17 protein-coding genes and 1 riboswitch are annotated in these 18,113 nt (G+C 69.4%); of the genes, 8 read left to right on the forward strand and 9 right to left on the reverse strand.

Annotated elements, in window-relative coordinates:
- Positions 1-19 precede the first annotated feature (19 nt).
- Positions 20-1,417 carry an aminotransferase class V-fold PLP-dependent enzyme gene (locus tag N2M23_RS07940; protein ID WP_265444587.1) on the forward strand — a complete coding sequence of 466 codons (1,398 nt, stop codon included), beginning with the start codon at positions 20-22 and terminating at the stop codon, positions 1,415-1,417.
- A gap of 48 nt (positions 1,418-1,465) precedes the next feature.
- Here the strand turns inward: N2M23_RS07940 and N2M23_RS07945 are convergent, their stop codons facing one another.
- The gene (locus tag N2M23_RS07945) at positions 1,466-2,401 is read right to left on the reverse strand and encodes an endonuclease/exonuclease/phosphatase family protein (protein ID WP_265444588.1); all 936 of its coding nucleotides are present in this window, start codon (positions 2,399-2,401) and stop codon (positions 1,466-1,468) included.
- 405 nt (positions 2,402-2,806) lie between these two features.
- Positions 2,807-2,951, forward strand: a riboswitch (cyclic di-AMP (ydaO/yuaA leader).
- A 4-nt stretch (positions 2,952-2,955) separates the two neighbouring features.
- Between N2M23_RS07945 and N2M23_RS07950 the strand changes: the two genes are divergently transcribed.
- Positions 2,956-3,738: a transglycosylase family protein gene (locus N2M23_RS07950; RefSeq protein ID WP_265444589.1), complete on the forward strand. Its 783-nt coding sequence runs from the start codon at positions 2,956-2,958 to the stop codon at positions 3,736-3,738.
- Between the two features lie 92 nt (positions 3,739-3,830).
- Here N2M23_RS07950 and N2M23_RS07955 read toward each other — a convergent pair whose 3' ends face one another.
- The 6 genes from N2M23_RS07955 to N2M23_RS07980 form a co-directional block, all read right to left on the reverse strand.
- Positions 3,831-5,516, reverse strand: coding sequence for a ribonuclease J (locus tag N2M23_RS07955; protein ID WP_265444590.1), 1,686 nt, complete (start codon positions 5,514-5,516; stop codon positions 3,831-3,833).
- Complete coding sequence (gene dapA / locus N2M23_RS07960) at positions 5,513-6,400, reverse strand: 4-hydroxy-tetrahydrodipicolinate synthase (RefSeq protein ID WP_265444591.1); 888 nt, start codon at positions 6,398-6,400, stop codon at positions 5,513-5,515. The genes N2M23_RS07955 and dapA overlap by 4 nt, the downstream gene beginning before the upstream one ends.
- Before the next feature lie 10 nt (positions 6,401-6,410).
- Positions 6,411-6,914, reverse strand: a complete 504-nt coding sequence (locus tag N2M23_RS07965) for an NUDIX hydrolase (protein WP_265444592.1) — start codon at positions 6,912-6,914, stop codon at positions 6,411-6,413.
- A 75-nt stretch (positions 6,915-6,989) separates the two neighbouring features.
- Complete coding sequence (locus N2M23_RS07970; RefSeq protein ID WP_265444594.1) at positions 6,990-7,859, reverse strand: ATP-binding cassette domain-containing protein; 870 nt, start codon at positions 7,857-7,859, stop codon at positions 6,990-6,992.
- On the reverse strand, positions 7,856-8,935 hold the full coding sequence (locus N2M23_RS07975) for an ABC transporter permease (protein ID WP_265444595.1): 1,080 nt from the start codon (positions 8,933-8,935) through the stop codon (positions 7,856-7,858). The genes N2M23_RS07970 and N2M23_RS07975 overlap by 4 nt, the downstream gene beginning before the upstream one ends.
- The gene (locus N2M23_RS07980) at positions 8,932-9,933 is read right to left on the reverse strand and encodes a substrate-binding domain-containing protein (protein WP_265444596.1); all 1,002 of its coding nucleotides are present in this window, start codon (positions 9,931-9,933) and stop codon (positions 8,932-8,934) included. The genes N2M23_RS07975 and N2M23_RS07980 overlap by 4 nt, the downstream gene beginning before the upstream one ends.
- 351 nt (positions 9,934-10,284) lie before the next feature.
- Between N2M23_RS07980 and N2M23_RS07985 the strand changes: the two genes are divergently transcribed.
- Genes N2M23_RS07985 through N2M23_RS08000 form a run of 3 tightly spaced genes read left to right on the forward strand, consistent with a single transcriptional unit; the run spans position 10,285 to position 13,749 of the window.
- Entirely contained in the window at positions 10,285-11,097 is an 813-nt protein-coding gene (locus N2M23_RS07985) for a thymidylate synthase (RefSeq protein ID WP_265444597.1), read from the forward strand.
- Between the two features lie 25 nt (positions 11,098-11,122).
- Positions 11,123-12,139, forward strand: a complete 1,017-nt coding sequence (locus N2M23_RS20670; RefSeq protein WP_279671836.1) for a dihydrofolate reductase — start codon at positions 11,123-11,125, stop codon at positions 12,137-12,139.
- Positions 12,140-12,186: 47 nt separating this feature from the next.
- A complete protein-coding gene (locus N2M23_RS08000; RefSeq protein WP_265444598.1) occupies positions 12,187-13,749 on the forward strand; it encodes an HNH endonuclease signature motif containing protein in 1,563 nt (520 codons plus the stop codon).
- 128 nt (positions 13,750-13,877) lie between these two features.
- Here N2M23_RS08000 and N2M23_RS08005 read toward each other — a convergent pair whose 3' ends face one another.
- Both N2M23_RS08005 and N2M23_RS08010 read right to left on the reverse strand, forming a co-directional pair.
- Positions 13,878-15,479 (reverse strand): alpha-amylase family glycosyl hydrolase, encoded by a 1,602-nt coding sequence (locus N2M23_RS08005; protein WP_265444599.1) that lies wholly within the window; start codon positions 15,477-15,479, stop codon positions 13,878-13,880.
- 103 nt (positions 15,480-15,582) lie between these two features.
- Positions 15,583-16,374 carry an FAD-binding oxidoreductase gene (locus tag N2M23_RS08010; protein ID WP_265445116.1) on the reverse strand — a complete coding sequence of 264 codons (792 nt, stop codon included), beginning with the start codon at positions 16,372-16,374 and terminating at the stop codon, positions 15,583-15,585.
- Between the two features lie 70 nt (positions 16,375-16,444).
- Between N2M23_RS08010 and N2M23_RS08015 the strand changes: the two genes are divergently transcribed.
- From N2M23_RS08015 to N2M23_RS08025, 3 genes are read left to right on the forward strand one after another with little or no spacing between them, the layout of a single operon-like run.
- On the forward strand, positions 16,445-17,080 hold the full coding sequence (locus N2M23_RS08015; RefSeq protein WP_265444600.1) for a GNAT family N-acetyltransferase: 636 nt from the start codon (positions 16,445-16,447) through the stop codon (positions 17,078-17,080).
- Positions 17,081-17,090: 10 nt separating this feature from the next.
- Positions 17,091-17,789 carry an AzlC family ABC transporter permease gene (locus tag N2M23_RS08020; RefSeq protein WP_265444601.1) on the forward strand — a complete coding sequence of 233 codons (699 nt, stop codon included), beginning with the start codon at positions 17,091-17,093 and terminating at the stop codon, positions 17,787-17,789.
- Positions 17,789-18,103, forward strand: coding sequence for an AzlD domain-containing protein (locus tag N2M23_RS08025; protein ID WP_265444603.1), 315 nt, complete (start codon positions 17,789-17,791; stop codon positions 18,101-18,103). The genes N2M23_RS08020 and N2M23_RS08025 overlap by 1 nt, the downstream gene beginning before the upstream one ends.
- Positions 18,104-18,113: the final 10 nt, after the last annotated feature.

Raw genomic sequence — 18,113 nt, forward strand, 5'->3', positions numbered from 1 at the left:
GACCGACGAGGAGCAGCTCATGAGCACCGCAAGCATCCAGCAGACCACCACCCCCGCCGAATCCGCGGCCGGTCCCGGCGCGCCGCGCCGCCTCGACCTGGTCGGCAAGCTGCCCTCGGGCCCCCGCCCGGTCGTGGCCGGTCTGCCCCGCACCGTGTCCGACGATCTCGGCGTGCCGACGGTGCACCACACCGTCATCGACTACGCCAACTTCGACCACGGCGCGACCACGCCCGCACTGGTCGCGGTCGCCGAGGCGGCGCAGCAGGTGCAGCGCCGCTACGGCTCGGTCCACCGCGGGGCCGGTTACGCCAGCCGGGTCACCACCGGCTGGTTCGAGGCGGCGCGGGCGCAGGTCGGGCAGTTCGTCGGCGCGCGGGACGGTGACCAGGTCGTCTTCACCCGCAACACCACCGACGCACTGCGACTGCTCGCGCACTGTCTGCCGCGCCGCACCCGGGTGATCGCCTGGGAGTCGGCGCACCACGCCGCGCTGCTGCCGTGGCCGGCCCGCACCACCACCCGGCTGCCGGTGCCGGACAGCGCCGACGACGCGGTCGCGTTGCTGCGAGAGGCCCTACAGGACTCCCCCGCGCGTCACCAGCTGGTCGTCCTCACCGGCGCCTGCAACGTCACCGGCGAGGTCTGGCCGATTGCCGAACTCGTCGCAGTGGCAAAGGAATTCGGCGCCCGGACCGTGCTCGATGCGGCGCAGTACGCACCGCACCGCGAGCTCGACCTGGAGGAGCTAGGGGTCGATTGGGTCGCGTTCTCCGGGCACAAGCTCTATGCCCCGTATGGCGCAGGCGTCCTCGCCGGGCGCAGCGACTGGCTGGACGCGGCCGGCCCCTACCTGCCCGCAGGTGGCGCCACCGCGGCAGTGACTCCCCGTCATACGCACTGGCAGACGGGGCCCGCCCGGCACGAGGGCGGCACGCCCAACGCGGTCGGTGCGATCGCCATCGCCGCGGCCTGCGCGACCCTGCGCGCGCACCGGGCGACCATCGAGGCGCACGAGGAGCAACTGCACGGCCGGCTGCGGGCCGGCCTCGCCGCGATCGACGGCGTGCGCGTGATCGAGGCACTCGGCAACCGGCCGAACGTCGGGGTGGTGACCTTCACCGTCGAGGGTTACGAGCCGTCGCTGGTGTCCCAGGTGCTGGCCGATGAGCAGGCGATCGCGGTGCGCGACGGACGCTTCTGCGCCCACCTGCTGTCCGATGCGATCGTCGGCCACGGGCAGACCGCGATCCGCGCGAGCATCGGCCTCGCGACGACCAGCGAGCACGTCGACCGGCTGATCGCCGCCGTCCGGCGGCTGGTCGAAGACGGGCCGCAACTGTCCTACGTGCACACCGACGCCGGCTGGTCGGCACCGGCGGACCCGCGCGACCTGAGCGAGCCGCTGCCCTGGTGACGCCGCTGCCCTGGTGATCCTGCCCGACCGCCGCCCGAGCGGCCGGCGTCACCCCGGCCGCAGGCGCGTCCAGTAGGCCAGATGGTCGGTGCCGGCGATCGCCACGGTGCCGTCGCCGACGACGTCGAAACCGCGCGTCACCACGTGATCGAGCTGCACGAACGGCGGATACGCCCGCCCGTGCGGCCAGGTGCGTCGCCAGCCGGCGCCGGCGGCCCGGCTCGAGTCGGTCATCCCGTCGATCGCCTGCCGGAATGCGGGCATGGCCGCCGATGCGTTGAAATCGCCTGCGAGCACGACGTTTTCGCTCGCTGGTAGCTGCTTTTGCCACGTCCCGATCGCCCGCAGCCCGGCACGCCAGTCACCGACGATGTCGGGCAGCGGCGCGGCCGTATGCACCGCACGCAACCGGTAGCTGCCATGGTCAGTGCGCACCTGCACCTCGGGGCTGAACGGGAAGCGCCCACCCGGATGTGGCGCGATCGGCTGCAACCGATGCGTGCTGCGTATGACGGTGCCGCGCGGCCCGTCCGCGGTCTGCCCGGCCTGCTCCGGCAGCAGCCGGTCCAGGCCGGCCGCGCGCAGCCGGGCGAGCTGCCCGGGCGTGCACTCGGTGAGCACGAGCGTGGTGACCCGCTTGGCCCGGACCGCGGCGACCACCTCCCGAGCATCCGCCGAGCCGAGTTGCAGGTTGCTGGTCATCACCACCTCGTCGTGCGGCCCGGGCGGCACGGTGTGGCCGATGAAGGACTGCACACCGAGCACGACCGGCGCCGCCGCCACCAGGGCCGCGACCAGGGCCAGCCGCCAGAAGCGGGCGGCGAGCACCACGAGGAGGAGCAGCACCGCCATACCGCCGAAAAGCGGGAACACCGACTGCACCATCGGTAGTCGCCAGGTCAGGTCCACCCATCGCGCGACGACACCGAGCGCGGTCAAGCCGACGCAGCCCGCGAGCACCCACCAGAGCCGGGGTGCACGCATGAGGGCCATTCAAGACCACGCCGAACGGCCGCCACCACGCAGGTGCACACCGCGTCCGGCAGCCTCCGGCACCGCTCCGGCAAACGCCCCGGCGTGTCGCGCACCCGGAGCGCACACCCCACGGCACGGGCCCACGGCATTACTCCTGAGGCCCCTGTGACTGATGTGACTTGTGTTACACGGAAACTGTGAGATGGCCGACAAATCACCTAAAAGTCACGAAACGATCACGGTTCGACTTGGATTTGGCATCGAAACCCCGTACCTTCGTCGGTCGGTGGTGCAACTTTCGTCCCCCTGGCGAAAGGCCTGGACCTCCGAGCGGAGCAGCGCAACCCGGCGCTCGCTTCGTCCCTAATGCCTGTGACCCGCTGCGCACAGCCTCGTCGAGCGGTCACCGAAGATCCGGGATGGTCCCGGAGGCACGACGAGGATGGGGGACCCAATTTCGGCCGAATGCCGGTCCTGGGGTGAAAGCAGGCCTTATACCTGCCGGGCACCTGACAGCCCGACCCGACAGCTAACCCCGTATGCGCACGTCAGGAGAGGAATCAATGAACCTCAGCACGAACATCTCGACCAAGACCCGCATTGTCGGCATCGGGGTTGCCGGCGCAGCGGTGATCGGTGCAGGTTTCGCGAACGCCGGCACCGCCAAGGCTGCCTCGGTTTCGACCTGGGACCGCGTCGCCGCCTGTGAGAGCGGTGGCAACTGGTCGATCAACACCGGCAACGGTTTCTACGGTGGCCTGCAGTTCACCAAGCAGACCTGGCTCGGCTACGGCGGTGGCGCCTACGCCCCGACCGCGAACCTGGCCAGCAAGTCGGCTCAGATCGCGATCGCCGAGAAGGTCCTTGCCTCGCAGGGTCCCGGCGCCTGGCCGGTGTGCTCGGTCCGCGCGGGCCTGACCCGTGGTGGCGGCAGCCCGGTGGTGACGCCGGAGCCGACCCAGCAGAAGAAGGTCAACACCGCGCCGAAGCAGACCTCGCGTTCGTCCGAGCGCAAGACCTACGTCGCGCCGAAGCAGACCGCTCCGAAGAAGACCTACGTCGCGCCGAAGGCTGCGCCGAAGTCGAACTACACCGCGCCGCAGACCTCGCGTTCCTCCGAGCGCAAGACCTACGTCGCCCCGAAGGCTGCCGCCCCCAAGGCTGCTGCCCCGAAGGTCGCGCTCTCCGGCAAGACCCTGACCGTGAAGGCCGGCGACACGCTGAGCAAGCTCGCCGAGACCTACCAGGTCAAGGGCGGCTGGCAGGCGCTGTTCGCGGCCAACAAGAGCGTCGTGAACGACCCGAACCTGATCTTCATCGGCCAGCACCTGCAGCTGCCGGCCTGAACCTGAAGGTTCACGCTCGACGCGTGAAAGGGCCCCGAGCGGATTGCTCGGGGCCCTTTCGCATGCCGTATGACGGCAGCCGCGATTATTTGTCAGGCATCTATCACGATGGGGATGATCATCGGCCGGCGCCGCAGCTTGCCGCCGACGAACCCGCCGACCGCGCGGCGGATCACCTGCTGCAGCTGGTAGGTGTCGGTGACGCCCTTGGCGCGCGCCTCCTCAAGGGCCTCCTCGACCTTCGGCAGCACCTTGTCGAAGACCGCGGCGTCCTCGGCGAAGCCGCGGGTCTGGATCTCCGGGCCGGCGGCAATCTTGCCGGTGGCGGCGTCGCGCACCACGATGATCGTGACGAACCCCTCGTCGCGCAGGATGCGCCGGTCCTTCAGCATCGTCTCGTCGGTGGTGCCGACGAGGGAGCCGTCGACATACACGTAACCGCAGGGCACCGCGCCGACGATCGACGCCTTGCCGTCGACCAGGTCGACCACGACACCGTCCTCGGCGAGCAGCACGTGGTCGTCCCGCACGCCGGTGGCCTTGGCGAGGTCGCCGTTGGCCACCAGGTGGCGCCATTCGCCGTGGATCGGCATGACGTTCTTCGGTTTGACGATGTTGTAGCAGTAGAGCAGCTCGCCGGCGCTGGCGTGGCCGGAGACGTGCACCAGCGCGTTGCCCTTGTGCACCACCGTCGCGCCGCGCCGCATCAGGCCGTTGATCACCCGGTAGACGGCGTTCTCGTTGCCGGGGATCAGCGACGAGGCCATCAGCACGGTGTCGCCCGGCCCGATGTCGATCAGGTTGTGGTCGCCGTTGGCCATCCGGGAGAGCGCCGCCATCGGCTCCCCCTGCGAGCCGGTCGAGATCAGCACGACCTTGTCGTCCGGCAGCTGGTCGATCTTCTTGAGGTCGACCAGCACGCCGTCGGGCACGTGCAGGTAGCCGAGGTCGGCGGCGATGCCCATGTTGCGCACCATCGACCGGCCGACGAACGCGACCTTGCGGCCGTGCGCCTGCGCGGCGTCCAGCACCTGCTGCACGCGGTGCACGTGCGAGGAGAAGCAGGCCACGATGATGCGCCGCTCGGCGGTGTCGAAGACCCGCTCGATCGCCGGGGTGATGTTGCGCTCCGGGGTGGTGAATCCGGGCACCTCGGCGTTGGTGGAGTCGGTCAGGAAGAGATCGACTCCCTCCTCCCCCGCCTTGGCGAACGCGCGCAGGTCGGTGATCCGCCCGTCCAGCGGCAGCTGGTCCATCTTGAAGTCGCCGGTGATCAGCAGGTTGCCGCCGGGAGTGCGCACGAAGACCGCGAGCGCGTCCGGGATCGAGTGGTTGACCGCGATGAATTCACAGTCGAACGGGCCGAGCTGCTCGCTCTGCCCCTCCTTTACCGCCATCGTGTATGGCGTGATCCGGTGCTCCTTCAGCTTGGCCTCGACCAGCGCCAGCGTGAGCGTCGACCCGACGAGCGGGATGTCCGGCTTGAGCCGCAACAGGTAGGGCACCGCGCCGATGTGGTCCTCGTGCCCGTGGGTGAGCACGATCGCGACGATGTCGTCCAGGCGGTCGCGGATGTACTCGAAGTCCGGCAGGATCAGGTCGACACCGGGGTGGTCCTCGGGGAAGAGCACGCCGCAGTCGACGATGAGCAGCTTGCCGTCATACTCCACGACGGTCATGTTGCGGCCGACCTCGCCCAGCCCACCGAGCGGTACGACGCGAACGCCGCCCTTCGGCAGTGGGGGCGGCAGTTCGAGCTCGGGGTGCGGATGACTCACAGCAGTCCTAGGTTGGTGAGGGTGTCGCGCAGCAGTGCGCGGTGGTCGTCGGGTGCGGGCAGCAGCGGCAGCCGGCAGAAGTCGGAGTCGATGACGCCGAGCAGGTGCAGTGCGGCCTTGGCCTGGATGCAGCCCTGCGTGACGTTCATGACGGCGGCGATCAGCGGCGCGAGCTCGTCGTTGAGGGTGCGCGCCTTCGCCAGGTCGTTCGCGTCGACGGCGGCGATCAGCGCCGCGAGCCGGGCGGCGTCGACGTTGCCGACGGTGCTGACCATGCCGGTCGCGCCGAGCGCGAGCCACGGCAGGTTGAGTGCGTCGTCGCCGGAGAACCACGCCAGCCCGGTCTGCGCCATCAGCTGCGCGCCCGCGGCCAGGTCGCCCTTGGCGTCCTTGAGCGCCTTGATGTTCGGCACGTCGGCGAGCGCGCGGATGGTGTCGGACGTCAGCGCCATGCCGGTGCGACCGGGGATGTCGTAGGCCATCGCCGGCAGGTCGGTCGCTCCGGCGACCGCCTTGAAGTGCTCGATGATGCCCGCCTGCGGCGGCTTGTTGTAGTAGGGCGTGACGATCAGCGCCGCGTGGGCTCCTGCGGCGGCCAGGTTGCGGGCCGCCGCGACCGAGTGGGCGGTGTCGTTGGTCCCGACGCCGGCGGTGATGCGGGCCCGGTCGCCGACCGCCTCGACGACGGCGCGGACCAGGTCGACGTTCTCCTCGTCGGTGGTCGTCGCGGACTCACCGGTCGTGCCGTTGACGACCAATCCGTCGTTGCCACGGTCGACCAGGTATGACGCCAGCTTCTGCGCACCGTCCAGGTCGAGCGTTCCGTCGTCGTGCATGGGCGTCACCATCGCGGTGACCATCCGGCCGAAGGGCGTCGTCGTCATGGGGCCAAGGCTATCGGCGGGGTGTTTCGCCGGGGCCGGGGGCAGACGCTGCGAACAGCTGCGCCAGGTTGGCGGCGCAGACCCGGGCGAGTTCGACGGCCTCGGCGGGGAAGAGCGGGACGTCGTCGGCCGCGGACAGCTCCCGCCATACGACCGGAAGCCGAGCGCCGTCCTCGGTGAACGTCCCACCGTCCTGCGGTATGGCGCCGGCGTCGGCCAGCCGGGTCGCGAAGACGAAGGCGACCTCGTGCCCGGGCTCGCCGTTGACGGTGAAGATGTTCTCGACCACCTCGACCAGGTGCGCCTCGACGACCTCGGTGCCGAGTTCCTCGCGCAGTTCGCGGGCGAGTGCGTCCGCGGCCCGCTCCCCGTGCTCGACCGAGCCGCCGAGCAGTCGGTGGAAGCCGCGCGGGTGCTCAGCGGTCGGTCCGAGCCGGCAGACCGCCTGCCGCCGGCCGTCCGGGCTCAGCAGGATCGCCATCGACGTGACCCGGATCGCGGTGGGCTGCGCCATACCCTGCAGCCTGCCACCACCTCGGCGCCGCGTCAGCCGTTCGTGCGACCCCGGATGCGGGAGGCCGGCTCAGCCTCAGCGGGGCGGCTTGCCGGCGGATGCCCGCAGCGAACTCGCCACCTGGGAGTCGTCGCCCATCGTCTGGCTGAGTTCGTGGGCGAGCGATTCCAGCTCGGCTCCGCCGGCCATCATGTCGGTGAGCTCGGCGAGGCTGACCTCGTCCTTGCCGAAGTCGCCCATGCTGCGGCCACGGCGCAGCAACACGAACCGGTCGCCGACCGGGTGCGCGTGGTGCGGGTTGTGGGTGATGAAGACGACGCCGAGACCCCGCTCGCGCGCCTTGGCGATATAACGGAGCACCACGCCGGACTGCTTCACGCCCAGCGCGGCGGTCGGCTCGTCGAGGATCAGCACGCGCGCGCCGAAGTAGACCGCGCGCGCGATCGCGACGCACTGCCGCTCACCGCCGGACAGCGTGCCGATCGCCTGGTCGACGTCGCGCAGGTCGATGCCCATCGCGGCCAGCTCGGCCTTGGTGGTCTCCTTCATGAACTTCACGTCGAGCCGCTTGACCGGGCCGACGCCCTTGGTCGCCTCGCTGCCGAGGAAGAAGTTGCGCCATACCGGCATGAGCGGCACCACCGCGAGGTCCTGGTAGACGGTCGCGATGCCGGCGTCCAGCGCCTGCCGCGGGCTGGCGAAATGGGTCGGCTTGCCGTCGACGAGGAGTTCGCCCTCGGTGTAGTCGTGCGCACCGGCGAGGATCTTGATGAAGGTCGACTTGCCGGCGCCGTTGTCGCCAAGCACGCAGGTCACCTCACCGGCTCGCACCGCGGTCGACACGTCGTGCAGCGCGATGATGTTGCCGTAGCGCTTGCCGATATGCCGCACCTCGACCAGCGGCTCGCCGGCCACGTTGTCCGAGGTGCTCACGCTGTCGCTCATGTCGCGTTCTCCGCTCGGTTCTTCATCCAGTTGTTGAGCAGCACCGCCGCGAGCAGCATCACCCCGAGGAACGCGTAGAGCCAGTTGCTGTCCCAGCCCTCGTAGGGGATGCCCTGGTTGACCATGCCGTAGATCAGCGCGCCGAACGCCGCACCGACCGCCGACCCGTAGCCGCCGGTCATCACGCAACCGCCGACGACCGCGCAGATGATGAAGATGAACTCCAGACCCACGCCGTCCGAGCTCTGCGCGGTGTTGTAGCGGAACAGATTGAGCATCCCGACCAGCCAGCCGCAGATCGCGGTGCCCATGAAGAGCGCGATCTTGGTGCGGAAGACCGGCACGCCGACCTGCCCGGCGGAGGTGACCGCGCCGCCGACCGCGAAGATCCAGTTGCCGACCGACGTCCGCAACAGGATGAAGGTCGCGACCACCGTCACCGCCAGCCACCACCAGAAACTCGACCAGAGGGTGAGGTTGCCGATCGACACGTATGACGTGAACAACCAGCTCGCGCTGCGCTGCCCGGGCAACCCGTTGAACCCCTGGATCGAAACCTGCCCGATCACCAGCTTGACCAGCGCCAGGTCGATGCCCTGCAGCACGAAGAAGGTCGCGAGCGTGACGATGAAGCTCGGCAGACCGGTCTTCAGCACCAGGAACCCGTTGAGCGCGCCGATCCCCGCGCACAGCAGCAGCGACACGACGATCGCCAGCCACGCGTTCCAGCCCCAATGCGTGGTGAGCACGCCGACGGTCAGCGCGGAGAATCCGGTCATCACACCGGCGGACAGGTCGAACTCGCCGCCGATCATCAACAGTGCGACGGCGACCGCCATGATGCCGATCGTCGAGGATTGCTCGATCCAGGTGCTCGCGCCGCTGGCGGTGAAGAACGCATCGGTGGTGACGGAGAAGAACACGAGTACGACGATCGCCGCGAGCACCGCGCCCATCTCGGGGCGTTTGAGCAGGCGGGCGACGGTGCCGGTGCTGCTCAACCGTTCGTCGGTCTGCGGGGACTGCTCCGGCATACGGTCAGGAGCCTGGCCCGGCGTGGCGGGCACCTGCGTCATCCCACTTCTCCCTTCAGCGCGTCCAGCGTGACCTGTGCGTTGGACTTGTCGACGATCGTCGGACCGGTGTAGATCGGCTGGCCGCCGCCGAGGGTGATGCCGCGGGTCAGCTTGAGCACCATCGCGGCGACACCTTCGTAACCCTGCGCGTACGGCTGCTGGTCGATCGCGAACGCGAGCCGCCCGCCGAGGATCGCCGACAGGACGTTCTGGTCGACGTCGAAGGTGGCGACCTCCGCCTTGCTGCCGGCCGCGCCCTTGGCCTGCACGGCGAGGGTGGCGACCTGACCCTGCAGTGCGAGCACCGCGTCGATGCTCTTGTCGGCGCGCAGCTTGGAGGTGATCGATGCCGCGGTGCCGTTGGTGTCGGTGCCGTTGACCTGCAGGTTGGTCATGCTCCCCTTGAACGCCTTCTTCGCAGCGGCGCACCGCTGCTCCAGGCCGATGTTGCCGGCCTCGTGGATGACGCAGACCGCCTTCCTCGCGCCGTCCTTGGACAGCTGCTCCCCCGCGGCCGTGCCGGCGATCGACTCCGACTGCCCGACGTGGGTGAACGCGCCGAACCCCTTCCAGTCGTCGATGCCGGAGTTGATCGTGACGACCGGGATGCCCTTGGCGACGGCCCGGCGGATCGCGGCCCGCAATGCGTCCGGGTTGGCCATCGAGACGATGATGCCGTTGGCGCCGGAGGCGACCGCGTTGTCGATCAGCGTCGACTGCTGGGCGGGCTCGGGGCTGGAGTTGTAGTCGACCTGGACGCCGTCGTCCTTGGCGGCCTGGTCCACGCCGGACCGCACGAAGTCCCAGAACTGGTCACCCGGCGCCGCGTGCGTCACCACCGCGATCTTGACCTGGTCGGACGTGAGCAGCTTGGAGTTGGCCTTGGCGCTCTGCTGGCTCTGCGGCAAGGAACAACCGGCCAGCAGGAACAATGCGGCACACAGCGCCGCCGCAAGGGCGAGCAGCCCGCGCCTCGCCGGGATCTGGTCGATGGTCATCGCGACGAGTATGCCGCCCAGCGGCCGCAGATCGGGCTCGGCCCGGCGAAGAGGCGACCGAACGGCACCACCACCGCGCACCCACGACCGCAGACATGACCGCCTAGATGACCGCAGACATGAAGATCGCAGACATGAAGATCGCGTCGCCACCCGCTCGGGGGTCCGGGTGGCGACGCGATCACTGGCTACATCGCTGCGCACATGATGGACGTTACAACTACTTTGTGTGATCTAAGTCACATGGCCAAAACCCGGTAACGCGGGCAGGGCTGCGGGCGCCGCGCTGGTCGTCGCGGCAGGGCGTTGCGGCGAAGCCGGTGTCGGTGGCCGCTGCTAGCGTCATACCTCGTGAAGCAGTATCTCGACCTGCTCGACCGGGTCATCACCGATGGCACCCGCAAGGACGATCGCACCGGCACCGGCACGCTGTCGGTCTTCGGGCATCAGATGCGGTTCGACCTCGCCGCCGGATTCCCGGTGCTGACCACCAAGAAGCTGCACCTGAAGTCGATCTTCGGCGAGTTGCTGTGGTTCCTCAGGGGCGACACCAATGTCGGGTGGCTGCACGAGCGCGGCATCACGATCTGGGACGAGTGGGCCGACGCGGCCGGTGACCTCGGCCCTGTCTACGGACACCAGTGGCGCTCCTGGCCGGACCCGGACGGCGGCACGATCGACCAGATCGCTCGGCTGATCGACGGCCTGCGCACCAACCCCGACTCCCGTCGGCACATCGTCTCCGCGTGGAACGTCGCGGATGTCGACGACATGGCGCTGCCGCCCTGCCACGCGATGTTCCAGTTCTATGTCGGCGCGCCCGGCGAGGACGGCCGGCGGACCCTGTCCTGCCAGCTCTACCAGCGGTCGGCCGACATCTTCCTGGGCGTGCCGTTCAACATTGCGTCATACGCGCTGCTCACCGCGATGGTCGCGCAGGTGACCGACCTGGTGCCCGGCGAGTTCGTGCACACCATCGGCGACGCGCACCTCTACACCAACCACCTCGACCAGGCACGACTGCAACTCACCCGCGAGCCCGGACCGTTGCCGACCCTCCGCCTCAACCCGGACATCAGGGAGATCGACGCCTTCGACCTGCCTGACATCGCGCTCGAGGGGTATGTCGCGGCGCCTTCGATCAAGGCCCCGATCGCCGTATGAGCGCCCCGCAAATTTTCTCCCCCGCATGACGATCAGCTTCATCGCCGCCGTGGCCCGCAACGGCGTGGTCGGCCGCGACGGCGCGATGCCCTGGCAGGTGCCCGGCGAGCAGAAGGGTTTCAAGGCCGCCACGATGGGGCACCCGATGGTGATGGGGCGCCGCACGTTCGAGTCTCACGGGCTGCTGCCCGGTCGGCGACACATCGTGCTCACCCACGACCGGTCCTGGGCGCCCGAAGGTGTCGAGGTTGCGCACTCGGTCGACGAGGCGCTCTTCCTGGCCGGTGACGGCGATATCTTCGTGACCGGCGGAGCGCAGGTGTGGGCCGAGTTCGCCCAGCTCGTGGACCGGATGATCCTGTCCGAGATCCCGCTGGAGCCAGAGGGAGACACGTTTTTCCCCGGCTGGCCGTTCACCGACTCGCCCACCTGGCGCGAGGTCTCCCGCGAGCCGCACGACGGCTGGACGGTCGTCACCTACGAACGCCGCAAACCGCGCACCCAGGTGGAGATCGGCCCGCGCATCGCCGCCGGAGCGGCCGGCAACACCGGCAACGCCGCCGCGACCGACCACGCCGACAACACCGAAACGAGTGATGCCGCTGCGCCGCCCGCGGCCCGGGTCAAGGTAGGTGCGAGTTGTGCAGTTCGCGATGGGGACAGACTCCTACTCACCCGCCGCGAGGACAACGGCCTCTGGTGCCTGCCCGGCGGCGGCGTCGAGCCGGGCGAGACCTGGTCCGAGGCGGCGGTCCGGGAGGTGCGCGAGGAAACCGGGCTGGTCGTGCAGGCGGACGAGATCCTGGCGGCATACAGCGATCCCGACATCGTCGTGGTCTACCCCGACGGTCGCCGCAACGCGATCTTCGGGGTGTGTTTCCGCGCGCACGTGGTCGAGGGCTCGGCCGGGCTGTCCGACGAGGTCACCCAGGTCGCTTGGCTGACCGAGTCCGAGGCGGCGCGCCTGCCGATCATCCCGGCGCATCGCCCGCTGGTGCGGGCCGCGTTCGAGTTGCCCGCAGGTACCGCCTACTTCGACTGACCTCGCGCGCCATACGGGTTGTCGGTGGTCGGTGTTTGACTTCTGTCATGACCCGACGAGGAGTTGCCGGACGGCCGGCACAGCAGCCGGAGAGCGACGCGAAAAGCGTTGCTGCCGCTGCTAACTCGCCGTATGACGAGAGTCCGGCCGAGCTACTGGCCCCAGGTGACGACACCGCGGCGCCGGGCGATCCGTTGCAGGTCGCCCGCGACGAACTCTCGAGCATCTGTGCGCAGATCAACGACGGTCATCGTCAGTTGATCGGCCTGATGCGCCGGGTGCTGGCCGATGAGCTGTGGGCCGGTGCCGGGCTCAAGTCGCCGGAGCACTGGCTGACCGCGTTCGCGGGTCTGTCCTGGTCGGCCGCGCATGACATCGTCCGGATCGCCGGCCGCGCCGACGACCTACCGGCGATGACCACCCTGATCGACCAGGGCAGGCTGACCCTCGGCCAGGCCGCCGTGGTCGCCAAGTACACGCCGGTCGACCACGACGACGATGTCGCCGAATTCGCCTCTTACGCAACGGTGACCCAGCTACGCCGCACACTGACACGCTACGAGTTCAACGTGGAGAAGACGCCGGCGACCGCTCAACTGGTCACCACGCACCCCACCGCCGCCGAGCCAGGTGACGACCGGTCGGCCCACCTGCCCGGCGAGATCGTCAACGACCCGGCCAAGGTCGACGAGGTTTTCGCCGCGATCGACGCCGCCACCGACCGCGCACCCGATGTCTTCGATCCTGCTACGGCACCGCCCGAGCTCGACATGCGTTATGCCGCAGGCAGATTCCACCTGACCTACAACGCACCGGCAGATATCGGTGCGTTGGTTGAACAAGCCGTTCTGGAGGCCAAGGACACCCTCTTCCGGCTGCGCAACCCGAAGCCGGACGCCGCTCCCCAGCCGAACCGGCCACGCAAGAGAGTCACCCTCGGCGAGGCGATGGAGTTGCTCGCACAGCGCTCACTGGACACCGGTGCGCCGCCCGGCAGTTCGCGTGACCGCCGCTACCGCATCTACCTGCACCTGGACACCGACGGCAGTGCCTGGCTAAACAAAGGTGCCGCGCTCCCGCCCGTGCTTCGCGACCGTATGACGTGCGACGGCGCCATACAGCCGATCTGGGAGAAGGAAGGCAGGCCGATCAGCGTCGGGCGCACCCAGCGCATCGTGCCCGACCGCACCCGCCGCATCATCGAGGACCGCGACCGAGGCTGTCGCTACCCGGGATGCCTCGCCCTGCACCATCTGGAGTGCCACCACCTCGACCACTGGATCGACGGCGGGCCGACGGACGAAGACCGGCTATTGATGCTCTGCCGCTATCACCATCACGAACATCACCGCGGCGCATTCACCATGGTCGGCGACCCCAGCCGACGCGACGGCGTGATCTTCACCGCCCGCAACGGCACCATCGTCGGACCCACCCGACCGATGTATGACGAAACTCGTTCGCCGGCAAGTGGATTCGGTGAGTATGCCGGGCCGACCAACGACACGCTCCATCTCGCGATGGTGCGCTTCGACGCCAACCGTCGAGCGCACATCCGGCCCGCCGAACATTCGGACGACGACCCGGACCCTCCCGCAGCATCGTGCTGACCCTGGACCGGCGACCGATTCACACCCGGGCGCCATCGCGGGCAGTGGCCCAGTCTCGAGTCCGCAACCCGGCCACCCGTGAACGAGCGCCCGCGGCGCTTGAGCCCGCGCTCCCCCGACGTGACCGGTTAGCGGCCACCCACCTCGAATACACCCCAGCCGTAGCCCGGCATGCGGACGACCGCGTTCGGCGCGCCGTCAGCAGGGATCAACTCGGCGGAGCCGGCGATCCTCCGCAATCGGCCGCCGGCCACACCCTGATCGCTGGACCCGCCCTCCTCGCGGGGTCCAACCTCGCCGTCCCTGTCACCGCCCACGTTGCCGGCACCGGCCGGCCCGCCTGCGCCCACGCGGGTTAACGGCACGTCGACTGGCTCCTCGCCTGCGTTGAGCGCGACGAGCAGGCGGCGCTCCACGTCGCCCGGACCGTTCTGGTTGCCTGGACCGTCCTGCTCGCCCAGATCGCCATGGTCGCCCGGACCGTCCTGGCCACCCAGATCGCCCGGAACGCCCGGAACGCCCGGATCCTCGTGCGCGGCAACGACATACACGAACTGCTCGTTTGTTAGATGCACCGTCTCCACGCGCGCGCGGTGCACCCATGAGTGGCGCCTGCGCAGCCCGATCAGCTCCTGCATGAGCCGGTAGACGGGCCAGCCCAGTGGCGACAGGTCCGCCGGCGTCGCTGGGAACGCCGGGCGAATCTCGTCATCACCTCCGGCACGTTCTTCCTTGACTCCGCGGAACCCTTGCTCGTCGCCGTAGTAGACCGCCGGCGTGCCGGGCAGCGTAAGCAGGAGCACGAGTGCAAGCGGGAGCAGACGTTCGTCGACCAGTTGGGAGGCGATCCGGGTGACGTCGTGGTTGCCGAGGAACGTCCACGGGACCATCGTCGCGAGCATCTCGTCATTGCGCCGAAGTCCCCATTCAAGCTCGAAGAAATTGCGATCGTTGAGCGCGCTCCAGGTCGCCTTCCACAGTTCGTACTGCGTGCACGCATCCATCCCGCTCGCCCGCACAAGCTCGGCATAGTCGCCGTGCAGAATCTCACCGACGACATACACCTGCGGGTGTCGCTCACGGATCGCCGGCAGCACGCTCCGCCAGAAGGCGGGCGGCACCGCGTATGCCGCATCCAGTCGCCACGCGTCGGCTCCCCGACTCAACCAATGGTCCATCACGCGCGTGACGAGCTGGGCAACCTCAGGTCGACCATGGTCCAACTCGACCAACGATTCGTGACCTTCGAACACCGAATCCGACTGCAATTCCTCGCGATCCGGGTATGAGCGGCCGACGTGGTTGAAGACGCCATCCAGCATGAGCCGGACTCCGCGCTCTCGGCAGCCGGCAACCAGGGCGTCGAAATCGTCGTCCGTGCCGAGGCGTTCGTCGATGCGAAAGTAATCGACCGTGTCGTAGCCGTGGGTCTCGCCGGCGAAGATCGGGCCGAGCGCGAGTCCGTTGAGACCGAGCTCGGTCAGGTAGTCCAGCCATGGGATGAGGTCACGCAGGGTGTGATCGCGCGGCATGGCGTCGCGCGGCGACTCGTCGCGCGGCACGTCGTCGCGCGGAAGGTCCTCCTGACCGGAGTCGCCGCGCAACCGTGCTCCAACCCCCGCCGCTCCCCCGCCGGGCCGGCGGTCGACCCCGGTGGTGTCGGCACCCAGGAATCCCAACGGGTAGACGTGCCACCAGAGGCTGTGTTGGACCCAGCTCGGTTCTCCCATGGCGCCCAACGGTAGAGGCTGCGAGCCGGGCAGTGCGCGGGCGACCCGGTGCCGAAAGTTGGTGTGCGTCAGCGGCCAGTCGGCGGCACGCCAGCGGCCTGCGTCATACCGGGCCGTCCACGTGAAACACCTCGTGATGCACGTGATGCGGCTCAACCGCGTTGTGTGCCAGCAATTTTCGGGCGTTCTCGACCATCTCGAACGGCCCGCACAAATACCACTCGTCGACCGCGTCCGGCGGTGCGACCGTGCCGAGCAACTGCTCCAACCGGGCGGCGCCGAGGCGCCCGGCAGGCGAACCATCCGGTTGTGGCACGCGCGAATACACGTTCACCAGGGTGAACCGGTCCGGATAACGGTCGGCGAGGAGCTCGAGCTCGGCGAGGAACATCGCGCTATCCGGGTCGCGGTTGCCGAAGATCAGCGTCGCGTGCGACTCCGGCTCGTCCTCGAGCACGGTGGTCAGCAGCGACAGGACCGGCGTAATCCCCGAACCTGCAGCGATCGCAACATGATGGCGCGGCCGGGTCGGGTCCGTCGGCACGGTGAAGTCCCCGAGCGCGGGCAGCACGTCGATCACGTCACCCGCGCGCACCTCCTCGTTGAGCCAGGTCGACATCAGCCCGCCGTCCACGACAGCCGACCCGATGCGCAACTCCCCCCGCCGCGCCGCCTCGTCGCGAGACAAGCAGATCGAGTAGGACCGACGCACCTCCTCGCCAGCACGTTGGGTGCGCAGGGTGAGGTGCTGCCCGGGCCGGAACGCGAAGGTCTCGCGCAACTCCTCGGGTATGGCGAAACTGATCGCCACCGCGCGATCGGTCAACCGTTCCACCCGCGAGACCGTCAGCGGGTGGAAGCGTGGACGGGCGCGCCGCGGCCGCGTCTGCAACATGCTCACGCCCATCAAAGTCTCACAGCGCCCCACGGCATTCCCGCGCGATACCGGCTGGAACACTGGCGGAATGAGTGATGCCAGCGTCCGGACCGCACGCCTGCACGACGTTCGGCAGGTCGGGGAGATCCAGGCGGCCGTATGGCGGGAGGCCTACTCCGCGTTGGTCGACCCTGAGGTGTTGGAGACCTTCCTGCCGGCCGCTTTCGAGGAGGCGTGGCGCACCTCGCTGGCTGACGCTCCCTCGCCCCGCCACCGGTTGCTCGTCGCGACCGAGGGCGGCGACATCGACGGCAACGGCGAAACGATCGTGGGGTTCGCCGCGATCGGGCCGAGTGCGGACCCGGATGCCGGGCGGGCCGCCGGACCCGACGAGACCGGCGAAGGTGAGATTCTCGCGCTGGCGGTGGACCCGGCACATCGCGGCAGCGGTCACGGGTCCCGCCTGCTGAATGCCGCGGTCGACACCCTGCGCGCGGGAGACTTCACGGGGGTCAGCGCCTGGCTGCTCTCCGACGACGAGGCGACTCGTGCGTTTGCCGAGACCGCCGGGCTACGACCCGACGGCGCCTATCGGGATCGGGTCGTCTCCGCCGACGGTCGCACCGCGCGCGAAGTGCGGCTGACCGCCGGCCTGGCCGACACCGCGTCACCCGAGCAGACCGCGTCACCCGAGCAGGCCACGTCACCCGAGCAGCACACATGAGCGAGGCGGCGTGAACAGCGCCGTCGCGCCGACCGCGAAAAGTGTTGCCCGCAAAGGGTTTTGGGTTGGGGTCGCGACTGGCGCATATGGCATCAGCTACGGCGCGCTGGCGGTCACCGCGGGACTGGACGTCTGGCAGGCGGTTACCTTGTCACTGCTGCTGTTCAGCGGCGGATCGCAGTTTGCGCTGATCGGGGTGATCGGCGCGGGCGGCTCCGGCGCGAGCGCGATCGGCACCTCGGCGTTGCTCGGCCTGCGCAACGGCTTCTACGGCTTGCAGGTGAGCCGCCTGCTGCAGGAGACCGGCTGGCGCAAGGTGGTGGCCGCGCAGCTGACCATCGACGAGTCGACGGCGGTGTCGGTCACCCAGCCCAACCGCGAGCTCGCCCGCACCGGCTTCTGGTGGACCGGGTTGTCGGTCTACGTGCTGTGGGGCGCGATGTCCGCGGTCGGCGCGCTGCTCGGCAACGCGATCGGCGACCCGAAGACGTTCGGCCTAGACGCCGCCGCCCCGGCCGCGTTCTGCGCGCTGGTCTGGCCGCGGCTGAGCACGACGCGCGCCCGCGTCGTCGCGATCGCCGCCGGAGTCATCGCACTGCTCGTCGCACCACACGCGGCCTCCGGCATACCAGTGCTGGTCGCGGCACTCGCCGCCGTCGTCGCCGGGCTGCTGCCGGACCGCACGATCACCGGCGCCGAGGACATCTGATGAACCTTTGGCTCACGGTGCTGATCGCGAGCGCGATCAGCTTCGCCACCAAGCTCCTCGGGTATGTCGTGCCGCAGTCCGCTCTGGACCACCCGCTGACCGACCGGATCATGCGGTATCTGCCGGTCGCGCTGCTGTCGGCACTGATCGCAGTGCAGGCGCTCACCACGAGCGCGGGCGACTTCACCCTCGATGCCCGCGCTGCGGGGCTCGGCGTGGCGATCTGTTGCCTCTTCGCCCGGGCGCCGTTCCTGCTGGTGGTGGTCTCGGCCGCCGGCACCGCGGCGCTGCTGCGCGCGTTCGGCGCGGGCTGATGCCCGCGCA

Origin of the sequence: Flexivirga meconopsidis (assembly GCF_026162425.1) — a bacterium.
Taxonomy (GTDB): Bacteria; Actinomycetota; Actinomycetes; order Actinomycetales; family Dermatophilaceae; genus Flexivirga; species Flexivirga meconopsidis.

What these genes read in the sequence shown, in the direction of transcription:
- N2M23_RS07945 (WP_265444588.1), bottom strand. Translation starts at nt 2,401, where the DNA reads ATGCGTGCACCCCGGCTCTGGTGGGTGCTCGCGGGCTGCGTCGGCTTG.
- N2M23_RS08005 (WP_265444599.1), bottom strand. Translation starts at nt 15,479, where the DNA reads ATGGGAGAACCGAGCTGGGTCCAACACAGCCTCTGGTGGCACGTCTAC.
- N2M23_RS07975 (WP_265444595.1), bottom strand. Translation starts at nt 8,935, where the DNA reads ATGACGCAGGTGCCCGCCACGCCGGGCCAGGCTCCTGACCGTATGCCG.
- N2M23_RS08000 (WP_265444598.1), top strand. Translation starts at nt 12,187, where the DNA reads ATGACCCGACGAGGAGTTGCCGGACGGCCGGCACAGCAGCCGGAGAGC.
- N2M23_RS07950 (WP_265444589.1), top strand. Translation starts at nt 2,956, where the DNA reads ATGAACCTCAGCACGAACATCTCGACCAAGACCCGCATTGTCGGCATC.
- N2M23_RS08025 (WP_265444603.1), top strand. Translation starts at nt 17,789, where the DNA reads ATGAACCTTTGGCTCACGGTGCTGATCGCGAGCGCGATCAGCTTCGCC.
- N2M23_RS07965 (WP_265444592.1), bottom strand. Translation starts at nt 6,914, where the DNA reads ATGGCGCAGCCCACCGCGATCCGGGTCACGTCGATGGCGATCCTGCTG.
- N2M23_RS20670 (WP_279671836.1), top strand. Translation starts at nt 11,123, where the DNA reads ATGACGATCAGCTTCATCGCCGCCGTGGCCCGCAACGGCGTGGTCGGC.
- N2M23_RS07980 (WP_265444596.1), bottom strand. Translation starts at nt 9,933, where the DNA reads ATGACCATCGACCAGATCCCGGCGAGGCGCGGGCTGCTCGCCCTTGCG.
- dapA (WP_265444591.1), bottom strand. Translation starts at nt 6,400, where the DNA reads ATGACGACGACGCCCTTCGGCCGGATGGTCACCGCGATGGTGACGCCC.
- N2M23_RS08010 (WP_265445116.1), bottom strand. Translation starts at nt 16,374, where the DNA reads ATGTTGCAGACGCGGCCGCGGCGCGCCCGTCCACGCTTCCACCCGCTG.
- N2M23_RS07970 (WP_265444594.1), bottom strand. Translation starts at nt 7,859, where the DNA reads ATGAGCGACAGCGTGAGCACCTCGGACAACGTGGCCGGCGAGCCGCTG.
- N2M23_RS07940 (WP_265444587.1), top strand. Translation starts at nt 20, where the DNA reads ATGAGCACCGCAAGCATCCAGCAGACCACCACCCCCGCCGAATCCGCG.
- N2M23_RS08015 (WP_265444600.1), top strand. Translation starts at nt 16,445, where the DNA reads ATGAGTGATGCCAGCGTCCGGACCGCACGCCTGCACGACGTTCGGCAG.